The organism is Pseudomonas sp. R4-35-07 (assembly GCF_003852235.1).
Classification (GTDB): domain Bacteria; phylum Pseudomonadota; class Gammaproteobacteria; order Pseudomonadales; family Pseudomonadaceae; genus Aquipseudomonas.
Genome location: NZ_CP027732.1, coordinates 4077265 through 4101299, shown reverse-complemented (window position 1 = coordinate 4101299; position 24035 = coordinate 4077265). Strand labels below are relative to the sequence as shown.

At 61.1% G+C, this 24035-nt stretch carries 22 protein-coding genes; 10 read left to right on the top strand and 12 right to left on the bottom strand.

All coding sequences use genetic code 11. The annotated features are described in order from the left end of the window. The 4 genes from C4J89_RS18640 (at position 1) to C4J89_RS18625 (ending at position 3141) form a co-directional block, all read left to right on the top strand. Positions 1-729, top strand: coding sequence for an adenosylcobinamide-GDP ribazoletransferase (locus C4J89_RS18640; RefSeq protein WP_124415254.1), 729 nt, complete (start codon positions 1-3; stop codon positions 727-729). 42 nt (positions 730-771) lie between these two features. After that, entirely contained in the window at positions 772-1176 is a 405-nt protein-coding gene (locus C4J89_RS18635) for a MarR family winged helix-turn-helix transcriptional regulator (protein WP_124363814.1), read from the top strand. 54 nt (positions 1177-1230) lie between these two features. Further along, positions 1231-2439: an MFS transporter gene (locus C4J89_RS18630; RefSeq protein WP_124367868.1), complete on the top strand. Its 1209-nt coding sequence runs from the start codon at positions 1231-1233 to the stop codon at positions 2437-2439. A gap of 150 nt (positions 2440-2589) precedes the next feature. Beyond that, on the top strand, positions 2590-3141 hold the full coding sequence (locus tag C4J89_RS18625) for a glutathione peroxidase (protein ID WP_124415253.1): 552 nt from the start codon (positions 2590-2592) through the stop codon (positions 3139-3141). Positions 3142-3206: 65 nt separating this feature from the next. Here the strand turns inward: C4J89_RS18625 and C4J89_RS18620 are convergent, their stop codons facing one another. From C4J89_RS18620 to C4J89_RS18610, 3 genes are all read right to left on the bottom strand, one after another. Beyond that, entirely contained in the window at positions 3207-4484 is a 1278-nt protein-coding gene (locus C4J89_RS18620) for an OmpP1/FadL family transporter (protein ID WP_124363811.1), read from the bottom strand. Positions 4485-4629: 145 nt separating this feature from the next. Beyond that, positions 4630-5112, bottom strand: coding sequence for a hypothetical protein (locus tag C4J89_RS18615; RefSeq protein ID WP_124415252.1), 483 nt, complete (start codon positions 5110-5112; stop codon positions 4630-4632). Between the two features lie 276 nt (positions 5113-5388). Next, positions 5389-5613: a hypothetical protein gene (locus tag C4J89_RS18610; RefSeq protein WP_010208698.1), complete on the bottom strand. Its 225-nt coding sequence runs from the start codon at positions 5611-5613 to the stop codon at positions 5389-5391. 846 nt (positions 5614-6459) lie between these two features. Between C4J89_RS18610 and C4J89_RS18600 the strand changes: the two genes are divergently transcribed. Both C4J89_RS18600 and rmuC read left to right on the top strand, forming a co-directional pair. Then, on the top strand, positions 6460-6783 hold the full coding sequence (locus C4J89_RS18600; protein WP_124363809.1) for a sel1 repeat family protein: 324 nt from the start codon (positions 6460-6462) through the stop codon (positions 6781-6783). 175 nt (positions 6784-6958) lie between these two features. Next, positions 6959-8323 carry a DNA recombination protein RmuC gene (rmuC, locus tag C4J89_RS18595; protein ID WP_164484589.1) on the top strand — a complete coding sequence of 455 codons (1365 nt, stop codon included), beginning with the start codon at positions 6959-6961 and terminating at the stop codon, positions 8321-8323. Between the two features lie 123 nt (positions 8324-8446). On the opposite strand, the gene C4J89_RS18590 is transcribed toward rmuC, so the two are convergent. The 3 genes from C4J89_RS18590 to C4J89_RS18580 all read right to left on the bottom strand — a co-directional run bounded on the left by C4J89_RS18590 (position 8447) and on the right by C4J89_RS18580 (position 13026). Further along, on the bottom strand, positions 8447-11917 hold the full coding sequence (locus tag C4J89_RS18590) for a hybrid sensor histidine kinase/response regulator (protein WP_124415251.1): 3471 nt from the start codon (positions 11915-11917) through the stop codon (positions 8447-8449). Between the two features lie 117 nt (positions 11918-12034). After that, complete coding sequence (locus C4J89_RS18585) at positions 12035-12418, bottom strand: YbaN family protein (RefSeq protein WP_124415250.1); 384 nt, start codon at positions 12416-12418, stop codon at positions 12035-12037. A gap of 20 nt (positions 12419-12438) precedes the next feature. Next, positions 12439-13026, bottom strand: coding sequence for a YecA family protein (locus C4J89_RS18580; RefSeq protein ID WP_124363806.1), 588 nt, complete (start codon positions 13024-13026; stop codon positions 12439-12441). 277 nt (positions 13027-13303) lie between these two features. On the opposite strand from C4J89_RS18580, the gene recQ reads away from it, so the two are divergent. Continuing rightward, entirely contained in the window at positions 13304-15430 is a 2127-nt protein-coding gene (recQ, locus tag C4J89_RS18575) for a DNA helicase RecQ (protein WP_124415249.1), read from the top strand. 121 nt (positions 15431-15551) lie between these two features. Beyond that, a complete protein-coding gene (locus tag C4J89_RS18570; protein WP_065884521.1) occupies positions 15552-15986 on the top strand; it encodes a MarR family transcriptional regulator in 435 nt (144 codons plus the stop codon). Between the two features lie 130 nt (positions 15987-16116). Here C4J89_RS18570 and C4J89_RS18565 read toward each other — a convergent pair whose 3' ends face one another. Continuing rightward, positions 16117-18306, bottom strand: a complete 2190-nt coding sequence (locus tag C4J89_RS18565) for a patatin-like phospholipase family protein (protein WP_124371432.1) — start codon at positions 18304-18306, stop codon at positions 16117-16119. Between the two features lie 83 nt (positions 18307-18389). Here C4J89_RS18565 and C4J89_RS18560 point away from each other — a divergent pair, with 83 nt between their 5' ends. Beyond that, positions 18390-18677, top strand: a complete 288-nt coding sequence (locus C4J89_RS18560) for a SelT/SelW/SelH family protein (protein WP_124363804.1) — start codon at positions 18390-18392, stop codon at positions 18675-18677. Between the two features lie 2 nt (positions 18678-18679). On the opposite strand, the gene C4J89_RS18555 is transcribed toward C4J89_RS18560, so the two are convergent. Both C4J89_RS18555 and C4J89_RS18550 read right to left on the bottom strand, forming a co-directional pair. Next, positions 18680-19561 carry a DMT family transporter gene (locus tag C4J89_RS18555; protein ID WP_124415248.1) on the bottom strand — a complete coding sequence of 294 codons (882 nt, stop codon included), beginning with the start codon at positions 19559-19561 and terminating at the stop codon, positions 18680-18682. 94 nt (positions 19562-19655) lie between these two features. Beyond that, entirely contained in the window at positions 19656-20405 is a 750-nt protein-coding gene (locus C4J89_RS18550) for an AraC family transcriptional regulator (RefSeq protein ID WP_124363802.1), read from the bottom strand. A 137-nt stretch (positions 20406-20542) separates the two neighbouring features. Here C4J89_RS18550 and C4J89_RS18545 point away from each other — a divergent pair, with 137 nt between their 5' ends. Continuing rightward, positions 20543-21352, top strand: a complete 810-nt coding sequence (locus C4J89_RS18545; RefSeq protein ID WP_124415247.1) for a UDP-2,3-diacylglucosamine diphosphatase — start codon at positions 20543-20545, stop codon at positions 21350-21352. Between the two features lie 126 nt (positions 21353-21478). Here the strand turns inward: C4J89_RS18545 and C4J89_RS18540 are convergent, their stop codons facing one another. The 3 genes from C4J89_RS18540 to phhA all read right to left on the bottom strand — a co-directional run bounded on the left by C4J89_RS18540 (position 21479) and on the right by phhA (position 23930). Continuing rightward, a complete protein-coding gene (locus tag C4J89_RS18540) occupies positions 21479-22672 on the bottom strand; it encodes an amino acid aminotransferase (protein ID WP_124415246.1) in 1194 nt (397 codons plus the stop codon). Continuing rightward, a complete protein-coding gene (locus C4J89_RS18535) occupies positions 22672-23028 on the bottom strand; it encodes a 4a-hydroxytetrahydrobiopterin dehydratase (protein ID WP_124363799.1) in 357 nt (118 codons plus the stop codon). The genes C4J89_RS18540 and C4J89_RS18535 overlap by 1 nt, the downstream gene beginning before the upstream one ends. An 83-nt stretch (positions 23029-23111) precedes the next feature. Continuing rightward, a complete protein-coding gene (gene phhA, locus C4J89_RS18530) occupies positions 23112-23930 on the bottom strand; it encodes a phenylalanine 4-monooxygenase (protein ID WP_124415245.1) in 819 nt (272 codons plus the stop codon). Positions 23931-24035 lie beyond the last annotated feature (105 nt).

Genomic DNA, 24035 nt, shown 5'->3' with positions numbered 1-24035 from the left:
ATGCTGCCATTCTGGATCGCCCTGCAGTTCCTGAGCAGTCTGCCAATACGCCTGCCAGGCATGCCGCAACCTCAGGAACTGGGGCGTTCGTTGCTGTTTTACCCGGTGGTGGGTTTGCTGTTTGGCCTGCTGCTGTGGGGCCTGAACAGCCTGTTGACGGGCGCGCCATTGTTGCTGCACGCCGCGCTGCTATTGACCGCCTGGGTGCTGCTCAGCGGCGGGCTGCACCTGGACGGCCTGGCGGACAGTGCCGACGCCTGGCTCGGCGGCTTCGGCGACCGCGAACGCACCCTCAGCATCATGAAAGACCCGCGCAGCGGGCCGATTGCCGTGGTAACCCTGGGCCTGGTGTTGCTGCTCAAATTCACCGCGCTGGTGGCCTTGATCGAGCAGCATAATGGCGCCGCGCTGATTCTCGCGCCATTGATCGGCCGGGCTTCGATGCTAGCGCTGTTTCTCACCACGCGCTATGTGCGTGCCGGTGGATTGGGTCAGGCGCTGTCGGATCATTTACCGAGGATTGTCGGCCAGCAGGTGCTGATCCTCAGCGGACTGGCCTGCATCTTGATCGGTGGTTTCAGCGGTGGGATAGCGGTACTGCTCGCGGCGGGCTGTTTTATCGGCTTGCGCCATATAATGATCAGGCGTCTGGGTGGCACGACCGGCGATACCGCCGGCGCCCTGCTGGAACTGCTCGAAGCGGCGGTGCTGATCGGGCTGGCGCTGTAACACTTCCTTGCATTTGCTTAACTCCGGGTATATACACGCTCTATGCTTGCTTCCCAATGCTTGTGCACCAACCTGCGACGCGCCGCCCGTGGCGTCAGCCGGTATTACGACGGCGCCCTCGACGGCTTCGGGATCAACGTTGCCCAGTATTCCTTGCTGAGCAACCTGCAACGTCTCGATCAGCCGAGCATTTCCAGCCTGGCAGAAGCGATGGGCCTGGACCGCAGCACCTTGGGGCGCAATCTGCGCGTACTGGAAGGTGACGGCCTGGTCCGGTTGGTCGAAGGCGATGACCTGCGCAACCGCCTGGTGCAGTTGACCGAGGCCGGTCAGCAGCGGTTGGCTGCGGCCTTGCCGGCATGGGAAGCGGCGCAACAGAAATTGATCGATCAACTGGGCGCCGAAAAGCGCGAAACGTTGTTGGCCTTGCTGGATGAACTTGCCTGAACGGCGGTTTGTTCGACTATAAGCGGGTATATACCCGCGAGCGGAGAATAAGAAATGACCTCGATGTGGCGCACCAGTGGCTGGGTTCTTGTGGGGAGTGCGCTGATCCTGGCGTTGTCGTTGGGCGTGCGGCACGGCTTTGGCCTGTTCCTGGCACCGATGAGCAGCGAATTTGGCTGGGGACGCGAGACGTTCGCCTTTGCCATTGCCTTGCAGAACCTGATCTGGGGTCTGGCGCAGCCGTTCACCGGGGCCCTGGCTGACCGCTTCGGTGCGACCAAGGCGGTGTTCGTCGGCGGCGTGTTGTACGCCGTGGGCCTAGTGCTGATGGGCATGTCGGACTCTGCGTGGTCATTGTCCCTGAGCGCGGGGTTGCTGATCGGCATTGGCCTGTCCGGCACGTCGTTTTCAGTGATCCTCGGTGTGGTCGGCCGCGCCGTACCAGCGGAAAAACGCAGCATGGCCATGGGCATCGCCAGCGCCGCCGGCTCCTTTGGCCAGTTCGCCATGGTGCCAGGGACTCTCGGCTTGATCGGGTGGCTGGGCTGGTCTGCGGCGCTGCTGGCGTTGGGCTTGATGGTCGCGCTGATCCTGCCGCTGGTGGCCATGCTCAAGGACCGGCCGCTGCCGACCACGGTCGGTCAGCAAACCCTGCGCGAAGCGTTGAAGGAGGCGTGCTCCCATTCCGGGTTCTGGCTGCTGTCCTTCGGCTTTTTCGTCTGCGGTTTCCAGGTGGTGTTTATCGGCGTGCATCTACCGGCATATCTGGTGGACCAGCATCTGCCGGCTACCGCTGGCACTACGGTGCTGGCGTTGATCGGGCTGTTCAATGTGTTCGGCACCTACACGGCCGGCTGGCTGGGTGGGCGCATGTCCAAGCCGCGCTTGCTCACCGGCTTGTACCTGTTGCGCGCGGTGGTGATTGTGCTGTTCCTGTGGGCGCCGGTCACCGAAGTCACGGCTTACCTGTTTGGCATGGCAATGGGATTCCTGTGGCTGTCTACCGTGCCGCTGACCAACGGTACTGTTGCGACCTTGTTCGGTGTACGCAACCTCTCGATGTTGGGCGGAATTGTGTTCCTGTTCCATCAACTCGGTTCGTTCCTCGGTGGCTGGTTGGGTGGGGTGGTCTATGATCGAACCGGTAACTACGATTTGATCTGGCAGGTGGCGATTCTGCTCAGCCTGCTCGCGGCGGCCCTGAACTGGCCAGTGCGTGAACGGCCAGTGGCGCGCGTGCAGGCGCAAATGGAGGCGGCATGAGTGCAGCACTGCGGTGCATGGCCCTGGTGGCAGGGCTGGTGTTGTTGCTGTTGGCCTGGTGGGGCTGGCAGCGTGGCGGCCTGGCGTTGATGCAGTTGGGCATGGCGATCTGTTAAGTTCTATGTCTGAACCCATGCAAGGACTTTTCCCATGTTGATGCGCTGGCTCGCTGTACCCATCCTGATGGCTGCTGGCAGCTTGGCCCTGGCGGCCAGTTGCCCGCCGTTGCTGGAGGGCCAATTGCCCAAGCTGCGGGCCAAGGAATCCATTGACCTGTGCCAGCGTTTCGCGGGTAAGCCCCTGGTCATCGTCAACACGGCGAGCTTCTGCGGCTTCGCCCCGCAATTCAAAGGCCTCGAAGCGTTGTACCAGCGCTATAAGGGCCAGGGCCTGGAGGTGATTGGCGTGCCGTCCGACGACTTCAAGCAGGAAGCCAAGACCGGCGAAGAAACCGCCAAGGTCTGCTACGTGAACTACGGCGTGACCTTCACCATGACCGAACCGCAGAAGGTCAAGGGACCGGACGCGGTCAATTTGTTCAAAGTGCTGGCGCAACAGACCGACGCGCCGCCGAAGTGGAACTTCTACAAGTACGTGGTGGATCGCCAGGGCAACGTCATCGCCAATTTTTCCAGCCTGACCAAGCCTGACAGTCCGGAGTTGATCAAGGCGGTAGAAGAGGCGCTGGCGTCCAAACCCTGATCGCCGCCCATTGAAAAGCCCCGCCTCCTGTGCAGGAGAGCGGGGCTTTTTTATACCGCAACGAATCAGAAGCGGTAGGTCATGCCCAGGCCGAAACCGTTGGCACTGTTTTCATACTTGGCGTTGTAGCTGGCCAACTGGTTGGAGCGTGCAACCTTGACGTCCTCTTCCTTCAGGTAGGAGTAGGCCACGTCGATGGTCATGTTCGGCATGACCTCGTAGCCCAAACCCAGACTGAAGATGGTGCGGTCGCCGGTAGGAATGCGCGGCGAGCGGTCAGTGTTGTTGGTCGGCGACTGGTCGAACGTCAGGCCGGTACGCAGCACCACTTGCTTGGTCAGCTGGTACGAAGTACCCAGGGCGTAAGCCCAGGTGTCGTGCCAGTTCTGGTCTTCCTTGATGGTGCTTACCAATGCTGGGGCCAGTGCGCCACCGGTTGCGCCGGTGACACCGTCGTTCTTGACGGTGATGTCTTTCAGGCGGCTCCAGCGGGTCCAGGTTGCACCGGCATAGAGTTTCCACGCGTCGGTCAGGTCCTGGGTCACCGACAGGTCGTAGGACTCAGGCGTATCGATCTTCAGCGAAGCGTCGTAACGGTTGCTGCGCAGGAACGGAGAGGTCGCGGTCGGCGCGGTGACTTCGGTGTGACCCTCCAGCTTGTAGCTGACCTTGGAGTGATAGGTCAGGCCGACGCGGGTGGTATCGGTGGCTTGTACCAGCACGCCGACGTTGAAACCCAGCGCGGTGTCGTCACCCTTGATCTTGATATTGGTGTCCGGCGCGGCAGGGTTCAGCGTGATGTCCGATTCCAGGGTGCCGCCAATACGGTTGATGGTCGGGCCGAAGCCGACGGAAACGCGATCATTGAAGGCGTAGCTGACCGTTGGTTGCAAGGTGATGACTTTCACTTCGCTCTTGCTGCCAAAGCCACGGCCCTGGAAGCCGCTTTCGTAGTCGGTTATCAGGCCGAACGGCGCATACACGCCAAAGCCGACAGCCCACTGGTCGTTGAGCTTATTGGTGTAGAACCCAAAAGGTACGGCGGTGAACGGCACCATGTCGCCTTTGTTGCTGCCGCGAGAGCGACCGCTTGTGTCGCTGAGATCGGTAGAGGCATCGATGGCTGCGACACCGCCGGTGATTTGCTGGCCGTTCAGGCGAGCCATACCGGCAGGGTTACCGTAGACAGTGCTTGCGTCATCGGCAGAAGAGGAGCGACCTGCGAAGCCAGTACCCATTCCGCTGACACTCTGTTCGTTCAGGGCGAAGCCGCTGGCGAACAGTTGGGAGGAGGCCATGGCAACGGCGAGGCTAAGTGTGGTCTTGAGCATTACTTTTTTCATTATTAGAACTCCGTGTGATCACCGCTGCGGAAAGTATCAATAAATTTAACATCGCGCTATAGGCTGTAATGCAGGAGATAGAGCGGTTTTGTAGGACAATCCGACCAGATTTCTGGTTTTTTGGCGAATCTTGCAATTTGCCCGGTCAACAGGCCACCTGTTTCATTGGGCTGACACAGTTTTGCCAGGCCTGGGAGAAATCTCGCAGGCGGCCTTGAGGGTGAAATATTTCTTTCCAGATACGTGCCATCGCCAATACATCGCCGGGCGCGGGCAAGGCAGGACGGTGTTGTTCCACCAGCAACCAGGCGATTGCCGTGGCGTAACGCAGGTTCACCGTCAGTTCCAACTGGGGCGCACTGAGGAACGCATGTTGGCTGGCCAACCCGCGCACCAGGCTCGCACGTTCAGGGTCGAGTGCCAGGTAGGTATCCCAGAGGGCGCGATGACGTGGTTCGGTGATGCTGTAGAGGCCATGGCCGCGTCGATCATGCAGGGCCGAGCCCAGTTCCGACTGGCTGGCGGCGATGCCCAGCAGCAGGGCTTCGGCGGTCGGGTTATGGCGGCCGAGGTACAGCAAGGTCGGCCTGATCACATAACGACACAATTCGCTGGCGGCAATACCCATACAAACCTCAGTAAGTGGGAATGAATGACGAGCCTGAGAAGGAGGGCTTGGCAGCGGTGGATCGGATCTCAGGCCCGTCGCAAGCGGATCATGCCGCTTGAGTTGAAGTGTAGTGTCATATTCATCCTGTAAAGGACTGTTTTTAAAACATCTTCTTTATCCGGTTATAACGTTTATATCTATTCGTGCTTAGTAAAAAATTCCGCGAGCAAATTCCAGGCAATAAAAAACCCTGTTTTTCAGACAGGGTTTTTGTGTTTCAGCGACTCGGGTCGATCAGGCAATCAGTGCCTGACGGGTACGCTCGATCACGGCCTGCAGCGGTTCTGCGCTGGAGTATTGATCGGGGTACAGGCGTTCGCTGTGACGTGCGATGCCGTGTTCGTTGACCAGGGTGAAGCTGAAGCAGCCTTTGCGAGCGGCCATGATCAGGCAGTTCATTGGGGCAAAAGCGTTGGTGAGGGTGCGGATGGCATCCTGAGTGTGGATTTGAGCGTTCATATTATTGGTGTTCCTACAAATGACACGGATAAGAACCGTGCAACGTTAAAACGTTCCAGAAACGCTGATCACCATTGATCAAACGAAAGAACCTAGTCTGGAACAAAGCAGCCAGTTTGAAGCGCTATTGAATTAGGCGCGCTTGGGCTGGCAGGTAGGTACTTAGGAGGGCAGGCAACACAACAGGGGCAAAGGTTCTGGGCCCAGGGTGAAGATCCTGATCAATTTGCAGGTTGGTTCGGTCAGAGTATGCAGACTTCGCGGCACCCTTTGCTTGTTCAAAGGCAGTGTCGTCGCAAGTGATACCTGGAAACCATCGAGGTGGTCGATCCCATGAAGTTCTAGGGATATGTCGACCAGAATTGACTTTCAGCTTGGTACTAACGCTGCGGATAGTAACGGATCGAAACAAGGAAAGGAAGTGGCTTGGCAAAAAAACCATCAGCCGTCCACTGCCCAGCTTCCCGGCAGTAACATTTCCCGAGTGTGTCGGATCAAAAAATGCCAGCGATATAACCGTTGGCTGGGTACTTGTGCACATTAGTCGCAGCGTCGGTAACTTCCCTGGCGACAGCCCGCAAGCCTGCTCGTTTGCCTGCAATCAAAATTTAAGTCAATGAAAAATCTGGCTTTTTTTTATTGGTGAAAAAATCGTCAGTTTGACTGCGGCCCCCATGCCATGGGCCTTTGCGCGAGTTAAAGGCGGGTTGTCCACTGAGTTATCCACAGCTTCTGTGGATTGTCCCAAGCGCTTGCTCTAGAACGGGCGTGCCGGGTTTTTTCAGCTTTACCTGTACGAAAAAAAGAGTAGAGTGGCGCGCCTTCCGTCCTGTCCCACAGTGCTTTATGAAGTTTCGCTCAGTATCACCTTCTGTTACCGACAATCCCCAGACTGTTACCGTGCCCAAGCGCTTTTCTTTGAAAGTCGCCTTGTGGCTCCTCGACAGCCCGCGCCTGGGACAAAGTACCAACGTCAAGCACCTGGCTGGCCGCCTGCTCAAGCAGCCTGCCCGCGAAGGCGTGGTGGCCGCGCAGAGCCGCCTGGGCCAATTGATGTGCCGTGAATGCGAAAATGCCCGCGACCGACGCATCGGCCAGGACCTGTTGCGTTCGGCGGCCCGCGCCGGCGACCGTCGCGCCCAGCGCGAACTGGGCCAGGTCGAAGACTGAGCTGTCCTCCCGGGCATTGCTTAGTTAACCTTGCTCTTTTTTGGTGATGGCAGAAATGGCTATGGTTTTCGACTGGACCAGTGTCGCCCTGGGGCTTGCTGGCGCCGCGCTGCCGTTATTGGCGTTGTGCTGGCAGATTCAACGACGGCTGACCGCGCGCACCACCGGCTGGGAACTGCTGGAAGAGCGCCTGGCGACCGCGCAATTGGCCCAGGAAGGGCTTGCTGCCCAACTGGACGCCAGCCGCGACGAGATCAGCGATCTGAGCCACGCCAATGCCGCCAAGCAGGCCGACCTGGCTGCGGTGCGCCGCGAAGTCGAGCTGTTGCAGATCGACCGCGATAACGCCCGCGACGCCGCCCACGCCTGGAACCTGGACCGCAGCGCCAAGGAAACCGAGCTGCGCCGGCTTGACGCCTTGGCCGCCGCCTTGCGCGCCGAGCTGCGTGAACAGCAGGACAGCCATCAACAACGCCTCGCCGATCTGCAGGGTTCCCGGGACGAGCTGCGCGCGCAGTTCGCCGAATTGGCCGGGAAGATTTTCGATGAGCGTGAGCAACGCTTTGCCGAAACCAGCCAGGAGCGCCTGGGGCAGCTACTGGACCCGCTCAAGGAGCGCATCCAATCCTTCGAGAAGCGCGTTGAAGAAAGCTACCAGAACGAAGCCCGCGAGCGCTTTTCCCTGGCCAAAGAGCTTGAACGCCTGCAGCAATTGAACCTGCGCCTGTCGGACGAAGCCACCAACCTGACCCGCGCCCTCAAAGGCCAGAAAACCCAGGGTAATTGGGGCGAGCTGATTCTGGAGCGGGTGCTGGAGCATGCGGGTCTGGAGAAAGGCCGCGAATACCAGACCCAGGTCAGCCTCAAAGGCCCGGATGGCGAACGCTTCCAGCCCGACGTGCTGATCATGTTGCCGGGCGACAAGCAGGTGGTGGTGGACTCCAAGGTCAGCCTGACCGCCTATCAGCAGTACGTTGCTGCGGATGACGAAGTGATTGGCCAGGCGGCGTTGAAGCAGCATGTGCTGTCCTTGCGCAATCACGTCAAAGGTTTGGCCAGCAAGGATTACAAGCGCCTGGAAGGTTTGCACAGCCTGGATTTCGTGCTGCTGTTCGTGCCGATTGAGGCGGCGTTTTCCGCAGCGCTGCAAGCCGAGCCGAACCTGTTCCAGGAAGCCTTCGACCGTCATATCGTGATTGTCAGCCCCACCACCTTGCTCGCCACCCTGCGGGTGATCGACAGCCTGTGGAAGCAGGAACGCCAGAGCCAGAACGCCCGGGAAATTGCCGAGCGCGCCGGTTGGCTGTATGACAAGTTCGTGTTGTTTATCCAGGATCTGGACGAAGTGGGTAACCGCTTGCAGCAGCTGGACAAGGCTTACAGCGCGGCGCGTAACAAGCTGACCGATGGACGCGGGAATCTGGTCAGCCGCACCGAGCAACTGCGCCTGCTGGGCGCGCGCGCCAGCAAAAGCCTGCCGGCGGATTTGCTCGAGCGCGCGATGACCGATTCGGATGGCGTAGCGCATTCCCCTGAATAAACATGATCAAAATGTGGGAGGGGGCTTGCCCCCGATTGCAGTGTGTCAGTCAACAAATCCATTGCTGATGCACAGCTATCGGGAGCAAGCCCCCTCCCACATTTTTTACCGAGTACATCCCGCCTACAGAGGCAGGTGCCTACTTAGCAGCGCCCGCAATGCCGCCGGCTTCACTGGCTTGGCCAGGTAATCCAGCCCCGCTCCATGCACCTGCGCCACCATTTCCGGGCGCCCGTCTGCACTGATCACCACGCCGGGAATCGGCTCGGCCAATTGCGCCCGCAGCCAACTCATCAGTTCGGTGCCGGTTTCGCCGTGGTCCAGGTGATAATCCACCAGCGCCAGTTGCGGGCGCATGCCGTCGGCCAACAGGGCCGCGCACTCGGCCTGGCCGGTAGCGGTCCAGACTTCGCAGCCCCAGCGCGTAAGCAGGCTGCGCATGCCGATCAGGATACTTTCCTCGTTGTCCACACACAGCACCCGTGCGCCGCTCAAGGGCACACCGTTTTCTACGGTGGCCTTCGGCTGCGGGCTGACCTGGCTGCGCGCCAGCGGCACACGCACGCTGAACACGCTGCCTTTGCCCGGCCATGAGCGTACGTTCAGGCGGTGGCCCAGCACGCGGCACAGGCCGTCGGCGATCGCCAAGCCCAGGCCCAGGCCTTTTTCGGCGCGGGTCTGGTGGCTGTCGAGGCGCTTGAACTCTTCGAAAATCACTTTCTGTTTATCCGGCGGGATGCCAGGGCCACGGTCCCAGACCTCCAGGCACAAATGGCCCTGGCGCCGACGCACGCCCAGCAGCACCGGGCCATCGGCATAGCGGAAGGCGTTGGTCAGGAAATTCTGCAGGATTCGTCGTAACAATTTGATGTCGCTGTCCACCCGCAGGCGACTGCCGCGCAAACGGAAGCGCAAGCCCTGTTCATGGGCGAGTGCCTTGAATTCGGCGCCCAGGGTGTCGAATAACTCGTTGAGGACAAACGGCTGGCGTTGGGGATTGATCTTGCCGTTTTCCAGGCGCGAGATATCCAGCAAGTCGCTGATCAAGTCCTCGGCCGAGCGCAGTGAACTGTCCAGGTGCTGCACCAGTTGCCGGGCCTCGCTCGAGAGGCCTTCATGCTGGTGGGAAAGGGCGGCGGAGAACAGCCGCGCGGCGTTCAGCGGTTGCATCAGGTCATGGCTGACGGCCGCCAGAAAACGGGTCTTCGACTGGCTGGCGGACTCGGCCACGCCCTTGGCCTCGGTCAGCGCGACGTTGAGTTGCGACAGTTCATGGGTGCGCTCGGTCACCCGTTGTTCCAGGCCTTCATTGGCCTCGGTCAGCGCTTGTGCGGCTTCGCGGAACGCGGTGATGTCGGTGAAACTCATGACGAAACCGCCACCGGGCATCGGATTGCCGATCAGCTCGATCACGCGCCCGTTGGGGAACAGGCGCTCGGAGGTATGCGCACGGCCCTGGCGCATCCAGTGCAGGCGTCGCGCCACATGCACTTGGGCTTCACCGGGGCCACACAGGCCGCGCTCGGCGTTGTAGCGAATAATGTCGGCAATCGGCCGGCCGACACTGATCAAACCGTCGGGGTAGTTGAACAGCTCCAGGTAGCGTCGGTTCCAGGCCACCAGCTTGAGCGACTGGTCGACCACGCTGATGCCCTGGGTGATGTTCTCGATCGCGCCTTGCAGCAGGGCGCGGTTGAACTGCAGCACCTCGGACGCTTCGTCGGCGATGCGGACTACGTCCTCCAGCTGCATTTCCCGCCCTTCAATCGCCGCTTTCACCACTGCTCGCGTCGAGGACGCACCGAGCACGCCCGCCAGCAAACGCTCGGTGTGGGCGATCCAGTCGTTGTCGGCATTCTGGTTGGGGTTGAAGCCTTTGCCCTGGCGATAGGCGAAACGGATGAAGCTCTGCTGCGCCCGTTCTTCGCCGACAAAGCGTGCGGACAAGCTGAGCAGGTCGCTGATCTGTACCGACAACATGGAACGGGTGCTGGTGCGCTGGCTGGTTTCCTGGCCGATGAAGCGGCCGGCCTGCCAATGCTCGGACACCCGCGTGCGCGACAGCATCGACACCCACACGAACAGCGTGAAATTACCGGCAAGCGAGAATACGGTGCCCAAGGTCAGTGAGGTCACGGAAAACCCGAACGGGTGCGAGTGCATCCAGGTCAGGCCGGGGAAAAGGCTCAGCGACCAGCCCAGGCTTTTCGCGGTAACCGGTAGGACCAGGGTGTAGAACCACAGGAAGGTACCCGCCGCCAAGCCCGCAAAAACCCCGCGCCGGTTGGCCTGCTTCCAGTAGAGCGCGCCGAGCATCGCCGGTGCCAGCTGGGTCACGGCGGCAAAGGCGATCTGGCCGATGGTCGCCAGGCTTGCGGTGGAGCCCAGCAGCCGGTAACTCACATAGGCCAGCAACAGGATGATCACGATGCTGACCCGGCGCACCGACAGCATCCAATGGCGGAACACTTCAAAGGGCCGTTCGGCGCTGGAGCGGCGCAGCAGCCAGGGCAGCAGCATGTCGTTGGAGACCATGGTCGACAAGGCGATGCTAGCCACGATCACCATGCCGGTGGCCGCCGAGGCACCGCCGATGAACGCGAGTACCGCGAGGGCCGGGTGGGCTTCGGCCATCGGCAGGCTGATCACGTAGGAGTCCGGCAGCACCGAACCGGGCAACAGCATCTTGCCGCCCAGGGCGATGGGCACCACGAACAGCGCGGCGAGGATCAAATACGCCGGGAACACCCATTTGGCCAGGCGCAAATCCTGCGGGTCGATATTCTCCACTACCGTCACATGAAATTGCCGGGGCAGGCAGATGATCGCCATCATCGCGACGCCGGTCTGCACCACCATCGACGGCCAATTGATGGTCTCTTTCCAATATTCCTCCAGGCGCGGTGCAAGCATCGCCTGGCTGAACAGATCGCCGAAACCGTCGTACAGCCCGTAGGTCACAAACGCACCGACCGCCAGAAACGCGAACAGCTTGACCAAGGATTCAAAGGCAATCGCCAGCACCATGCCCCGGTGGTGTTCGGTGGCGTCGAGGTTGCGCGTACCAAACACGATGGTGAACAGCGCCAGCACCAGCGACACAATCAGCGCGGTGTCCTGGGCCCGGGTGCCCGTGGTGTCGGGCCCGGAGCCGATCAACAGGTTCACGCCGAGCACGATGCCCTTGAGCTGCAGGGCGATATAGGGCAATACGCCAACCAGGCAGATCAACGCGACCACGACCGCCAGGGATTGGGATTTGCCGTAGCGCGCGGCGATAAAGTCGGCGATGGAGGTGATGTTTTCCTGCTTGCTGATCAGAATCATCTTCTGCAGCACCCAGGGCGCCAGCACCAGCAACAGCACCGGTCCCAGGTAGATCGGCAAGAACGCCCAGAGCTGTTCGGCAGCCTGGCCTACGGCGCCGAAGAAGGTCCAGCTGGTGCAATACACGGCGAGCGACAGGCTATAGACCCACGCACGCACGCGCGGCGGCAGCGGCGCATGGCGACGGTCACCGTAAAAGGCGATGGCAAACATGATGGCCATATAGGCCAGGGCAACGGCGGCGATCAGCCCGCTGGACAGCGTCATGGTAACTCCGAGCATAGAAACACCGGGCATTCCGGGCCCGGTTGGACAGTCTCGCATGATGCCCGGGGTTAGTCAGTGTCGACCAAGGTCGTGTGAGGGCGAATGTCGCAGGTGTGTTCAGCGAGGGGGCAGGGTTTTCTGGCGCAGGATGTAAATCGTCACCAGCACCGCGCTGGTCAGCATGAAGCCGCGTGCCCACGGCAATGGCACCAGGTAGCAGGAAATGGCGATGCTCAGCCACATCAAGCCGATGGCGTAGACCTTGCCCTTGAGCGGGATACCGTTACCGTCGAGGTAATCACGAATCCAGGGGCCCAGGCGCGGGTGGTCCACCAGCCAATGGTAGAAACGCGGGGAGCTTCGAGCAAAGCAGGCGGCAGCCAGCAGTAGAAAGGGGGTAGTCGGCAATACCGGCAGGAAAATGCCGATCACCCCAAGCGCTACGCTCAGCAAGCCGATGGCCAGCAATGCGTAACGCAGGAGCGGCGAACGCTTGCCCATGGGGTCCACGGGCAAGCGACTCAGTGGTGACGTGGCTTGAGGATCGCCGGTTTTTCGTCAGGCGCGTTGCACAGCAGGTACAGCGCGGTGAGGGCTTCGGGGATCTGCACGATCATATCGTCCATCAGGTTGGCGTCGGCGGCGATATCGGAAAACTCCGGCTGGTCGTCGAACAGGCCCGAACCGACCATGATCGGCAGCAGCATTTCGCTGACTTCTTCCTCGGCGGTTTCGAACCAGGCGGCTTCGCGCAGGAATACGCCTTCCATGAAACCGATGCACCAGCCGCGAAGGTCGGAGTCGTCCGGGTCTTCACCCAGGTCCAGCTCGCAAGGCAGCTCGAATTCTTCATCGGAGGCCAGTTGGCGACCGATGTGGGCCTTGAGGGCCAGCAGGGTGGCTTCGATTTCTTCGCGCTGGGCGTCGTCGGCGTAGTGAGGCTCTTCGGCGAACAGCGCGTCGATCCATTCACGCTCGGGCACGTCTTCGGAGCAGATCGACAGGGCGGTCAGGTAGCCGTGGGCGGCCACGTAGTCCAGCGCCTCGTCATGCAGCTCATCGGCGTCGAGGAAGGCTTGCAGGCGGGTTAGTTGCTCAGCGAAGGACATTGAAGGGCTACCTTGGGAATAAACGATGCTGAATTCTAGGCTTTCTTGAGCGCCCAGGCCAGCCGCACGGCATTTTTGCGCGGTTTTAGACAGAGGCGGTCTATTCGTCAGTCGCGCCCTTTGCCGGTGAACGCTCGGGTATACTGCCGCGTTTTGTGATGCCCCTGCAGGCTACGCAGCACTCCGGGAAAACTTCGCTTACGGATTATTTTCCATGAAAGCGGGTTTTTTCGGCCAGCCTGTACAGAGGGATTTGCGCACCATTTTGGAGTTTTACATGCTCGAGCAGGCTCAACGCGTCCTCAAGGACATCTTCGGCTACGACAGTTTTCGTGGCCGCCAGGGTGCGATCATTGAGCGCGTGGCCAATGGCGGCGATGCCCTGGTCCTGATGCCGACCGGTGGCGGCAAATCGTTGTGCTTCCAGGTGCCGGCGCTGTTGCGCAATGGCCTGGCTGTGGTGGTGTCGCCGCTGATCGCATTGATGGACGATCAGGTCGCCACCCTGGAAGAACTCGGCGTCGCCGCCGCTGCCTTGAACTCCACCCTGAGTGCCGAGCAGCAGCGCGACCTGGCGGCGCGGATCAAGCGCGGCGAAGTGAAGATGCTTTACCTGGCACCGGAGCGGCTGGTGCAGCCGCGCATGCTGGCGTTCTTGCAGAGCCTGGAAATTGCCCTGTTCGCCATCGACGAAGCTCACTGCGTGTCGCAGTGGGGCCACGATTTTCGCCGCGAGTACCTGCAGCTGGGCCAACTGGCGGAGCTGTTCCCTGATGTGCCGCGTATCGCCCTGACCGCCACCGCCGACAAGCGTACCCGCGAAGAGATCGTCGAGCGCCTGCATTTGCAGAACGCCGAGCGCTTCCTGTCGAGCTTCGACCGGCCGAATATTTTCTACCGCATCGTGCCCAAGGAGCAGCCGCGCAAGCAGTTGCTGGCCTTCCTCTCGGAGCGGCGCAGCGATGCGGGTATCGTCTATTGCCTGTCACGCAAGAAGGTCGATGAAGTCGCCGCGTTCCTCTGTGAACAAGGCTACCCGGCGCTGCCTTATCACGCCGGCCTGCCCAATGAAACGCGCTCGGCACACCAGAAGCGCTTTCTCAACGAGGAAGGCCTGATCATGGTGGCGACCATCGCCTTCGGCATGGGGATCGACAAATCCAACGTGCGTTTCGTGGCGCACATGGACCTGCCCAAGTCCCTCGAGGCTTATTACCAGGAAACCGGCCGCGCCGGCCGTGACGGCCTGCCGGCGGATGCCTGGATGGTCTACGGCCTGCAAGATGTGGTGATGCTCAAGCAGATGCTGCAGAACTCCGAAGGCGATGAGCGCCACAAGCGCCTGGAGCAGCACAAACTCGACGCCATGCTCTCGCTGTGCGAAGAGACCCGCTGCCGCCGCCAGACGCTTCTGGCGTATTTCGACGAAGACATGCCGCAACCGTGCGGCCACTGCGACAACTGCATCGACGGTGTGCAGACCTGGGACGCCACCGAGCCGGCGCGCCAGGCATTGTCGACGATCTACCGCACCGGCCAGCGCTATGGCGTGGGCCATCTGGTGGATGTGTTGCTGGGCAAGGACAACGAAAAAATCCGCAGCTTTGGCCACGAGAAACTCTCGGTCTATGGCGTCGGCAAGGCCCGCGCCGAAGGCGAATGGCGCTCGCTGTTCCGCCAGATGGTCGCGCGCGGGCTGGTCGACATCGATATCGAAGGCTACGGCGGCCTGCGCTTGAACGACAGTTGCCGGCCTTTGCTCAAGGGCGAAGTCAGCCTGGAGCTGCGCCGCGACCTCAAGCCGCAGACCACCGCCAAGAGCAGCACCAGCCAGGCCAGCCAGCTGGTGCGTGGCGAAGAGCGCGAACAGTGGGAAGCCTTGCGTACCCTGCGGCGCAAACTGGCGCAGGAACACAGCGTGCCGCCGTATGTCATCTTCCCTGACTCTACATTGCTGGAGATGCTTCGCGAGCAGCCCACCACCATGGCGGAGATGGCCAGGGTCAGCGGTGTGGGCGCGCGCAAGCTGGAGCGTTATGGCCAGGCATTCCTCGAAGTACTCGGCGGCCAGGTCGAAGCACCGAAGGAAATCGCCGATATTCGCCACGAGCTGATCAGCCTGGCTCGCGCCGGCATGACCCCGATCCAGATCGCCGGCCAGCTGCAATGCTCGGAAAAGAACGTGTACACGTTGCTGGCCGAAGCCATCGGCAAGCAGCAATTGTCGTTGGAGCAGGCTCTTGATTTGCCTGAAGATTTGCTTGGTGAAATCCAGGATGCATTTCTCGACGGGGAAGGCGAATTGCCACCTGTCGCGGAAATCACGCCGTTGTTTACCGGGCGTGTTCCCGAGGGCGTTTTGTACTGCGTACGCGCTGCCTTGCAGTCTGAATTCGAAATTTAGTGTGCCAATTACGACAATGTAACGAATCAGTACATACGGGGCCTTGCCTACTGGCATGGCTCATGCTTAGCTGACTAATAATTAGCCACACTTTGTTTTCAGTCTAAAACATGAGTTTTTTATGCCGTTAACCGATCAACACCGATTTGGCATGCAGTTGGCGCAAATGTCCCGAGGTTGGCGCGCCGAGCTGGACCGCCGTCTCGCGGGGCTGGGCTTGTCCCAGGCGCGATGGCTGGTGCTGCTGCACCTGGCCCGTTTTACCGAAGCACCGACTCAGCGTGAACTGGCACAAAGTGTCGGGGTAGAAGGACCGACCCTGGCGCGTCTGCTCGACAGCCTGGAAGGCCAAGGCCTGGTTCAACGCCAGGCGGTAGTGGAAGACCGCCGCGCCAAACGTATTCTGTTGTGTGACACCGCTCGGCCCCTCATCGACCAGATCGAGACCATCGCCACGGCGTTGCGCCATGAACTGTTTGTTGGGGTGGACGAAGAGGATTTGCGCGTATGCATGCGCGTGCACGGGCACATCCTGGCGAATCTGGAAAAGTCCTGATTCCAGGTTCAGTGAAGATCAAAAATGTGGGAGGGGGCTTGCTCCCGATAGCGGTGGGTCAGCTACAGAATTGCTGACAGATACTCTGCTATCGGGAGCAAGCCCCCTCCCACATTTATTCTGCGTTGTGTCAGAAAGTCTGGCCCAGGTTCAGATACACCGCTTTCTGGTTGTCATCATTGAATCCATAACTGAAATTCAACGGCCCCAGCGGTGTATCAAAGCCCAGGAAAACGCTCGCCGCGTTGATATACCCGCTGTCGAACTGGTTATCGTTGTTCCACGCCCGGCCCCGTTCCACCGAAGCTCCCAGGTACAACGGGAAATCCAACGGCAGGTACGAGCGCGGTGTCAGCCGGCGGTAGTACACCGCGCGCATCAGGCTGACGTTCTGGCCCGAGATCGCGTCCTCGCGAAAGCCTGACAATTGCCGTGCGCCACCCAGCAGGAAGCTGGAGACCACCACGTCGGATTTGTCCAGGGTGCGTCCGTAGCGTCCGCCCAGGATCAGCGTGTCGGGGCCGTGGCTCATGGCTTTGTCCAGCTTGAACTCCCATTGGCGGTAGCGCTGGTCGGAACCCAGCCCCGGCTCGAACTCACGGTAAGCCAGGGCGATGTCTTCGCCGGTGTGCGGGAAGTACACGTTATCGAAAGAGTCGAACGAGTATTTCAGCTCATAGAAGCCCTCACTGAAACTCACGCTCGGCAGGTCGCGGTCGCCGATACGCACGTCCGCCTTGCCCCAGGCTTCGCCCACGCCAAAGCGAATCTCGCCGCTGTTGCCGATCTGCCGCCCGACGTTCAAGCCGAAACCGTAGCGCTCCAGCCGATATTCCGAGATGGGGTCGTTGTCCATGATCAGCTCGACATTCTGCGCCTGGGCACGGATATAGGGCGCGACGAAGTAGCGTGAGCCCGTGTCCATCGGTTGGTAGAACTCGCTGTACAGCTCCTGGCGATCACCGATCTGCACCCGCGTCAGCCATTCGGCGCCGAGGCGGTTGATGCCGTTCATCCGATAGCTGGCGCCAAGGTTGAAGGCGCTGTCGCCGCGCATGTCATCCGACAGGTTCAACCCCAGGCGCAGGTAGTCGGTGCCGCTGCGCTTGCCGCGTGCGCTGATGACCAGGGTATTGTCCTTGGCTTTTTTCACCACGCGGTATTGCACCTGCTCGAAGTAGTCCAAGCCGTACAGCGTGCCCATGTCCGATTGCAGGCGGCCGAGGTTGAGCGGTTCGCCCAGCTCCTGGCGGATGTAATAGCGGATCACGTCGTCGCTGACTTTGGAGTCGTTTTCCACCTTGATCGCGGTAATGATCGGGGTGCGTTCGCCGGGCGTGCGCGCGGCGGTCAGTTGCGGGTCTACCGGTTCGGCGGGGCGCAGGTGCGCCAGGCGCAGGTCGAGGGCACGCGTGGCGCGGTAGCCGGCATCGATCATGTCCTTGGCGCGGCCGAAATCCGTCACGCCGTAGGCTGCCAGGGACGGTTGGATCAACACGTCCCTGGGGTGCAAGGCCTTGAGTTGTTCCTCGGAATTGCGCCGCGTCATCAAGGTGATGGACTGGTTGAGCACATCGACCACGGTTGCCAATTGCTTGCGTGAGCGCAGCGGTGTGCCGATGTCCACCACGATGGCGATGTCGACGCCCATTTCCCGCGCCACATCCAGGGGAATATTGTCGGTCATGCCGCCGTCCACCAGCAGGCGCCCGTCCAGCTCTACCGGGGCGAACACGGCCGGGATCGACATGCTGGCGCGTATCACCTGGGGCAGGTGGCCCTTGCTGAACACCACTTTTTCGCCGGTGGTGATGTCGGTGGCCACGGCCCGGAACGGAATTGGCAGCTTGTCGAAATTACGCGTGTTGCTGCTGTGGGCGAACATGCTTTCCAGCAGCAATGCCAGGTTCTGGCCCTGGATCACGCCCAGCGGCAGGCCGAGGCTGCCGTCGTCGCGAAAGCTGAGTTTCTGTTTGACCAGGAAATCGCGGTCATCCTGCTTGCGCCTGAATGGCACGTCTTCCCTGGGCGGTGCGTCGGACAATGCCTGCTGCCAGTCGATATTCAGGGCGAGCTTTTCCAGCTCGTCGATCTTGTAGCCCGAGGCATACAGCCCGCCAATCACCGCGCCCATGCTGGTGCCGGCAATCGCATCAACCTGGATGCCCTGTTCTTCCAAAGCCTTGAGCACACCGATATGGGCCAGGCCACGGGCGGCGCCGCCCGACAGCACCAGGCCGATTTTCGGGCGTGGGCTTTCAACGGCGTCGGCGAGAAGGGGGAGCAGGCAGAGGAACAGGCAGGACAACAGGCGGCGCATCATGAATCTCGAGGCTGGGCGATAAAGGCCGGTATTATAGCCATGCGATCCACTGACGCCGTCACGCAGGAGCCTTTCACGTTATGTCCGCAAGCAAACCCGAGATCGTTATCACCTATTGCACCCAGTGTCAGTGGCTGTTGCGTGCCGCCTGGCTGGCCCAGGAATTGTTGAGTACGTTTGCCGAGGATTTAGCCAAGGTGTCCCTGGCGCCCTCAACCGGCGGCGCGTTTCGCATCACCTGCGACAACGTACAGATCTGGGAGCGCAAGGCCGATGGCGGTTTCCCGGAGGCCAAGGTGCTCAAGCAGCGCGTGCGCGATCAGATCGACCCGCAGCGCGACCTTGGGCATAACGACCGTACGCCGTGACGTCAGGCCGCAGCCGGCGGCTTGGCCTGGCTGGCGCTGCCCATCAGGCCGGAAAGCACGATGGCGACGATGATCAGTGCGCCGCCCAGCAGCATGCGCAAGGTGGGCGTCTCGGCGAACAGTAGCCAGGCCACGGTGATGCCGTAGACCGGTTCCATGGCAAACACCACCGACGCGGTGCGCGCCTTGATCACCGCGAGGCTGGCGACAAACAGGCTATGGGCCAGGCCGGTACAGAACACGCCCAGCAGGCCGATCCACAGCCAGTCCAGCGCACGCACGTCCGCAAGCCCCGGTGCCGCCACGGGCAGCAGGCAGACTGCGACCACCACGTTCTGGCACAACGCGGCCTGTACCGCCGGAATGCGTCCGGAGCTGGCGCGGTTGTTCAATGACAACAAGGCGAACAGCAGCCCCGACGCGATGCCCCAGAGCAAGCCGCCCGTGGCGTCGCTGGCCAGGTTGAAGTCCGGGGTCACCAGAACCAGGCCGATGCTGACCAGCGCTACCAGCACCATTTCATTGGCGCGAATCCGCTCGCGGAAGATCAGCCCTTCAAGGATCACCGTGAAGGCCGGGAAGGCGGCAAACCCCAACGTTGCCACCGCCACCCCGGCGACCTTGACCGCGATGAAGAATGTCACCCAGTGCGCGGCAAGCAGCACGCCGCTGACCAGCAGGCGGCGCCAGTCGCGCATCTGCAGGTTTCTCCAGGGCGCATTGCTGGCAAAGCGCGCGAAGACCGCCAGGGCAATCACCGCAAATGCGGCCCGCCCGAATACGATGATGGACGGTGAGGCGGCCGCCAGTTTGCCGAATACACCGGTGAGGCCAAACATCAATGCGCCGATATGCAGGGCGCCGAGGGCTGAGCGGGGAGTCATTGCGATGCCTACCAATGGAAGTGACAATCAGTCTAGAGGTTTGGCGAAAAGGGCGTCTGTCGTGCGGCTCGCGATTTTTAGCGCGAAACTCTTCCTATGACGTTCGCCGCATTGTGCCCGGCGAGGCGCCAAACTCGCGCAACATGGCTGCAGCGAAGGCACTTTGCGAGCGGTACCCCACGCGTGCGGCGATCTCACCAACGGGCAGCGGCGTCTCGCGCAGTAGGGTCAATGCCATTTGCAGGCGCTGGTTGCGCACGTAATCCATGGGGGTCTGCCCGCATTCGACCATGAAGCGCGCGTGCAAACGCGCAACCGACAGGCAGGCAATCCGTGCCAGGTCCGCGACATGCAGCGGGTGAGCGGCGTGGCGTTCGATATGCGCGTTGAACGCGGCATAAGGCAGGCGCCGCCCCGGTGGTGGCATCGCTTGCGGATGATTGAGGCTGGCGAGCAGCAGCAACGCGCCTTGCTGGGCGATCACTGGATCATGTATCGGGCTGCCAGCCAGCCATTGCACTAACTGGTGCTGTCGCGAATCCAGCGCCAGTCGGGCCGGCCGGTCGAGCAGGCGGCGACTGGCATCGGCGTGGTCACCCAATGTTTGCAACAGCCAATGCTCGGTTGGCACATCCAGCACCAGGCAGCGGCTACCCTCGCGGCTGCCGCAGGCGTGGTGAGCGGCAAAGGGCAGGATCATCACGCTGCTTTCCTGCACTTGGTTGCCGCAGCCATCCACTTCGAAATCCAGGCGCCCGGACAGGCCGAACACTAATTGCGCATGGTCATGGCTATGGGCGATGGGGGCATCGGTGTACTGGCGAAGCGTAAGACTGGGGCTCATTGCGCTCTCCTGGGCGGCAAGTCCCCAGTCTACATCGCTTAAGGGCGGCCAAGCGTTGTCATCAGACTGAAGCACAGCTGTCATGGGCTATTCACTGCCAGGGCGCAAGCTCGCGAAAACAGCGTCGAGGGACCCCCATGACCCGTGCCGAACTCGCCAAGCCCAGCCGCAAGCAACGGGTGCGTACCCTGTGGATTTCCGATGTGCACCTGGGCACTCGGGATTGCCAGGCTGAGCACTTGTCGCACTTTCTCAAGGGCTACCACGCCGACAAGGTGTATCTGGTCGGCGACATTATCGATGGCTGGAAAATGCGTGGCGGCATGTATTGGCCGCAAGCCCACACCAACGTCATTCGCCGCCTGCTGACCATGGCCAAACGCGGCACCGAGGTGATTTACGTCACCGGCAACCATGACGAGTTTCTAAGGCGCTATTCCAAGCTGATCCTGGGCAATATCCAACTGGTGGACGAGGCCGTGCACGTGACCGCCGACGGTCGCCATCTGCTGGTAATCCATGGCGATCAGTTCGATGTGATCACCCGTTATCACCGCTGGCTCGCCTTCCTGGGCGACTCGGCCTACGAGTTTACCCTTACCTTGAACCGCTGGCTCAATCACTGGCGAGCGCGCTATGGCTACGGGTATTGGTCGCTCTCGGCTTACCTGAAACACAAGGTGAAAACCGCCGTGAGTTTTATCAGCGATTTCGAAGAGGCCATCGCCCACGAAGTGACCAAGCGGGAGTTGCACGGGGTGGTGTGCGGGCATATTCACCATGCCGAAATCCGCAAGGTAGGGGAGGTGGATTACCTCAATTGCGGCGATTGGGTGGAGTCGTGCACGGCGCTGATCGAGCACTGGGATGGGCATATCGAGTTGTATCGGCTGGCGGATGCGCAGGCCAGGGACGCGCAGTTGAAGGCCGAGATGGTCACGAGCTGAAGGTCCTGACTCGGTCAAAATGTGGGAGGGGGCTTGCTCCCGATAGCGGAATGTCAGCCAGCTTATCTCTAGCTGATCCACCGCCATCGGGGGCAAGCCCCCTCCCACATTTAGTTCCCGGTTTATTCAGTTGGAGACGTCGGCGATGGCCTGGGCCAGCAGCGTCAAGCGCGTGGCGTCCACCCCCGCCACATTGGCCCGTCCCGTACTGACCATATACACACTGTGCTTTTCACGCAGTTGCTGGACCTGTTCGGCACTCAACCCGGTATAGGAAAACATCCCACGCTGCGTCCCGATATGCGCATACCGCTCGGCCAGGCCGTGGGGTGCCAGCGCGTCCACCAGCCCGGCGCGCAACTGCGCGATGCGCGAACGCATGGCCTCGACTTCATCGCTCCACTGCTGTTTCAGCTCGGCATCGCCGAGGATGGTCGCGACCACGGCGGCGCCATGATCCGGCGGCGTTGACCACAGATTACGCGCGATATTGGCCAGTTGACTGCGCACATCCGTAAGCTTTTGCGCATCGGCCGCACACACGATCAAGGCGCCAACGCGGTCGCGGTACAAGCCAAAGTTTTTCGAGCACGAACTGGTGATCAACACTTCCGGCAGTTCGGCGGCGAACAAGCGCACCGCCCAGGCGTCCTGCTCCAGGCCGTCGCCAAAACCTTGGTAGGCAAAATCGATCAGCGGCAGCAATTGGCGCTCGCGCACAATCTGCAGCACCTGGCGCCAGTCATCCTGGGACAGGTCGAAGCCGGTCGGGTTATGGCAGCAGGCGTGCAGCAAGACCACGTCGCCCTCGGGCACGCCGGACAGGGTGGCAAGCATCGCCGCCACATCCAGGCGATTGTCGCTGCCCACATAAGGGTAGTGACTGACCTTCAGCCCGGCTTTGGCGAAAATGGTTTCATGGATCGGCCAGGTCGGGTCGCTCAGCCACACGCCACGGCCGGGCAGGTTGTGGGCGATAAAATCGGCGCTCAGGCGCAGGGCCCCGGTGCCACCTGGCGTCTGGGTAGCGCCGGCACGCTGTTCACGCAGCAGCGCCGAATCGGCGCCAAGCACCAGTGCGCTGATCAGTGCGCCGAACGCAGCATCGCCGTGACCGCCGATGTAGGTCTTGGTGGTTTGCCTATCGACCAGGCGTTGCTCGGCGAGTTTTACCGAGTGCGGAATCGGCGTCAGGCCTTGGTCGTCCTTGTAGACGCCCACGCCCAAATCGAACTTGTTCGGGTTGGCATCCTGGGCATACAGGTCCATCAGCCCGAGGATCGGGTCGCCGGGCACGCGGCCAATCGCGTCGAAATGCATTACTTGCGGCCCTCGGCGCTGTTGGCCACTTCATCGGTGCGCGCGGCCATGATGAAGTCGTTGCGGTGCAGGCCCTTGATGGAGTGGCTCCACCAGGTCACGGTGACTTTGCCCCATTCGGTGAGCAGGCCAGGGTGATGGCCTTCGGCTTCGGAGATTTCACCCACGGCGTTAGTGAAGGCCAGGGCGAACTTGAAGTTCTTGAACAGGAAAACCTTTTCCAATTGCATCACGCCGTCGCGCACTTCGATGTTCCAGTCCGGGATCTGTTTGATCAGCACCGGCAGTTCTTCATCGCTGACTTGTGGGGCGTCGGCGCGGCAGGCTTCGCAATGGGCTTGGTTCAAGGTGGTCATGAAGGTGTCCTGAATTCGAATGATTGAAGGTCAGTGGCGTTACCCTAAAGCAACGCGGGGCCAGGGAACAGACTCACCTGGCGTTAAAACACAAGGTTCACGCGGCTTTGGGTTTGGGTGGCTGCTTTTGGGGTAAAGAGCGGGGCGTGCAGGCCCAACTGCATACCGCGCTCGACCATGCCCATGATGTCTTCCTGCGCCACGTCGAACAGGCGCTTGAGCTCGGGCAGCACGAAGTACAGCGGCTGCAGGATGTCGATGCGATACGGCGTGCGCATCGCCTCCAGCGGGTCGAAGGCCTGGTGTTCAGGCTCGTCCGACAGGCAATACACGCTTTCCTTGGGCGATGACAGAATACCGCCACCGTAGATGCGCCGGCCTTCTGGGGTATCCACCAAGCCAAACTCGATGGTCATCCAATACAGACGCGCCAGGTACACCCGCTGCTCCTTGGTGGCCGCCAGGCCGAGCTTGCCGTAGGTGTGGGTGAATTCGGCGAACCAGGGGTTGGTCAGCAGCGGGCAGTGACCAAAGATCTCGTGGAAAATATCCGGCTCTTGCAGGTAGTCCAGTTCCTCACGGGTACGAATGAAGGTCGCCACCGGAAACTGCTTGCTGGCAAGCAATTCGAAGAAGGTCTGGAAGGGGATCAGCGCCGGCACGCGGGCGACTTGCCAGCCGGTGGTGTCGGCCAGCACTTTGTTGATCTCGCCCAACTGTGGGATGCGATCCAGGGGCAGGCCAAGCTTGTCGATGCCGTCCAGGTATTCCTGGCAGGCACGGCCCTCGATCACTTTCAACTGGCGTGTGATAAGGGTGTTCCACACCGCGTGTTCTTCCGGCGGGTAGTGGATAAAACCTTGCGCATCGGGCTCGCGGGCCACGTAGTGCGTCTGCTTCATACGGTTCTCCTGCTAGGCATTCGTTCTTGTTATGTCCTGCTGTGTGTCTATTGATAACCCGCGTAGCGCAGGTTTTCAGCGGCTTCAAAGGCCTTTGAGTAGGAA

Excerpts from the sequence above, each read along its gene's own strand:
- C4J89_RS18555 (WP_124415248.1), bottom strand. The coding sequence starts at position 19,561 with ATGACTCCCCGCTCAGCCCTCGGCGCCCTGCATATCGGCGCATTGATG.
- C4J89_RS18635 (WP_124363814.1), top strand. The coding sequence starts at position 772 with ATGCTTGCTTCCCAATGCTTGTGCACCAACCTGCGACGCGCCGCCCGT.
- C4J89_RS18640 (WP_124415254.1), top strand. The coding sequence starts at position 1 with ATGCTGCCATTCTGGATCGCCCTGCAGTTCCTGAGCAGTCTGCCAATA.
- C4J89_RS18535 (WP_124363799.1), bottom strand. The coding sequence starts at position 23,028 with ATGACCACCTTGAACCAAGCCCATTGCGAAGCCTGCCGCGCCGACGCC.
- C4J89_RS18610 (WP_010208698.1), bottom strand. The coding sequence starts at position 5,613 with ATGAACGCTCAAATCCACACTCAGGATGCCATCCGCACCCTCACCAAC.
- C4J89_RS18625 (WP_124415253.1), top strand. The coding sequence starts at position 2,590 with ATGTTGATGCGCTGGCTCGCTGTACCCATCCTGATGGCTGCTGGCAGC.
- C4J89_RS18560 (WP_124363804.1), top strand. The coding sequence starts at position 18,390 with ATGTCCGCAAGCAAACCCGAGATCGTTATCACCTATTGCACCCAGTGT.
- C4J89_RS18570 (WP_065884521.1), top strand. The coding sequence starts at position 15,552 with ATGCCGTTAACCGATCAACACCGATTTGGCATGCAGTTGGCGCAAATG.
- C4J89_RS18580 (WP_124363806.1), bottom strand. The coding sequence starts at position 13,026 with ATGTCCTTCGCTGAGCAACTAACCCGCCTGCAAGCCTTCCTCGACGCC.
- C4J89_RS18590 (WP_124415251.1), bottom strand. The coding sequence starts at position 11,917 with ATGACGCTGTCCAGCGGGCTGATCGCCGCCGTTGCCCTGGCCTATATG.
- C4J89_RS18615 (WP_124415252.1), bottom strand. The coding sequence starts at position 5,112 with ATGGGTATTGCCGCCAGCGAATTGTGTCGTTATGTGATCAGGCCGACC.
- C4J89_RS18585 (WP_124415250.1), bottom strand. The coding sequence starts at position 12,418 with ATGGGCAAGCGTTCGCCGCTCCTGCGTTACGCATTGCTGGCCATCGGC.
- C4J89_RS18540 (WP_124415246.1), bottom strand. The coding sequence starts at position 22,672 with ATGCATTTCGACGCGATTGGCCGCGTGCCCGGCGACCCGATCCTCGGG.
- C4J89_RS18545 (WP_124415247.1), top strand. The coding sequence starts at position 20,543 with ATGACCCGTGCCGAACTCGCCAAGCCCAGCCGCAAGCAACGGGTGCGT.
- C4J89_RS18620 (WP_124363811.1), bottom strand. The coding sequence starts at position 4,484 with ATGAAAAAAGTAATGCTCAAGACCACACTTAGCCTCGCCGTTGCCATG.
- recQ (WP_124415249.1), top strand. The coding sequence starts at position 13,304 with ATGCTCGAGCAGGCTCAACGCGTCCTCAAGGACATCTTCGGCTACGAC.
- C4J89_RS18600 (WP_124363809.1), top strand. The coding sequence starts at position 6,460 with ATGAAGTTTCGCTCAGTATCACCTTCTGTTACCGACAATCCCCAGACT.
- phhA (WP_124415245.1), bottom strand. The coding sequence starts at position 23,930 with ATGAAGCAGACGCACTACGTGGCCCGCGAGCCCGATGCGCAAGGTTTT.
- C4J89_RS18565 (WP_124371432.1), bottom strand. The coding sequence starts at position 18,306 with ATGCGCCGCCTGTTGTCCTGCCTGTTCCTCTGCCTGCTCCCCCTTCTC.
- C4J89_RS18630 (WP_124367868.1), top strand. The coding sequence starts at position 1,231 with ATGACCTCGATGTGGCGCACCAGTGGCTGGGTTCTTGTGGGGAGTGCG.
- C4J89_RS18550 (WP_124363802.1), bottom strand. The coding sequence starts at position 20,405 with ATGAGCCCCAGTCTTACGCTTCGCCAGTACACCGATGCCCCCATCGCC.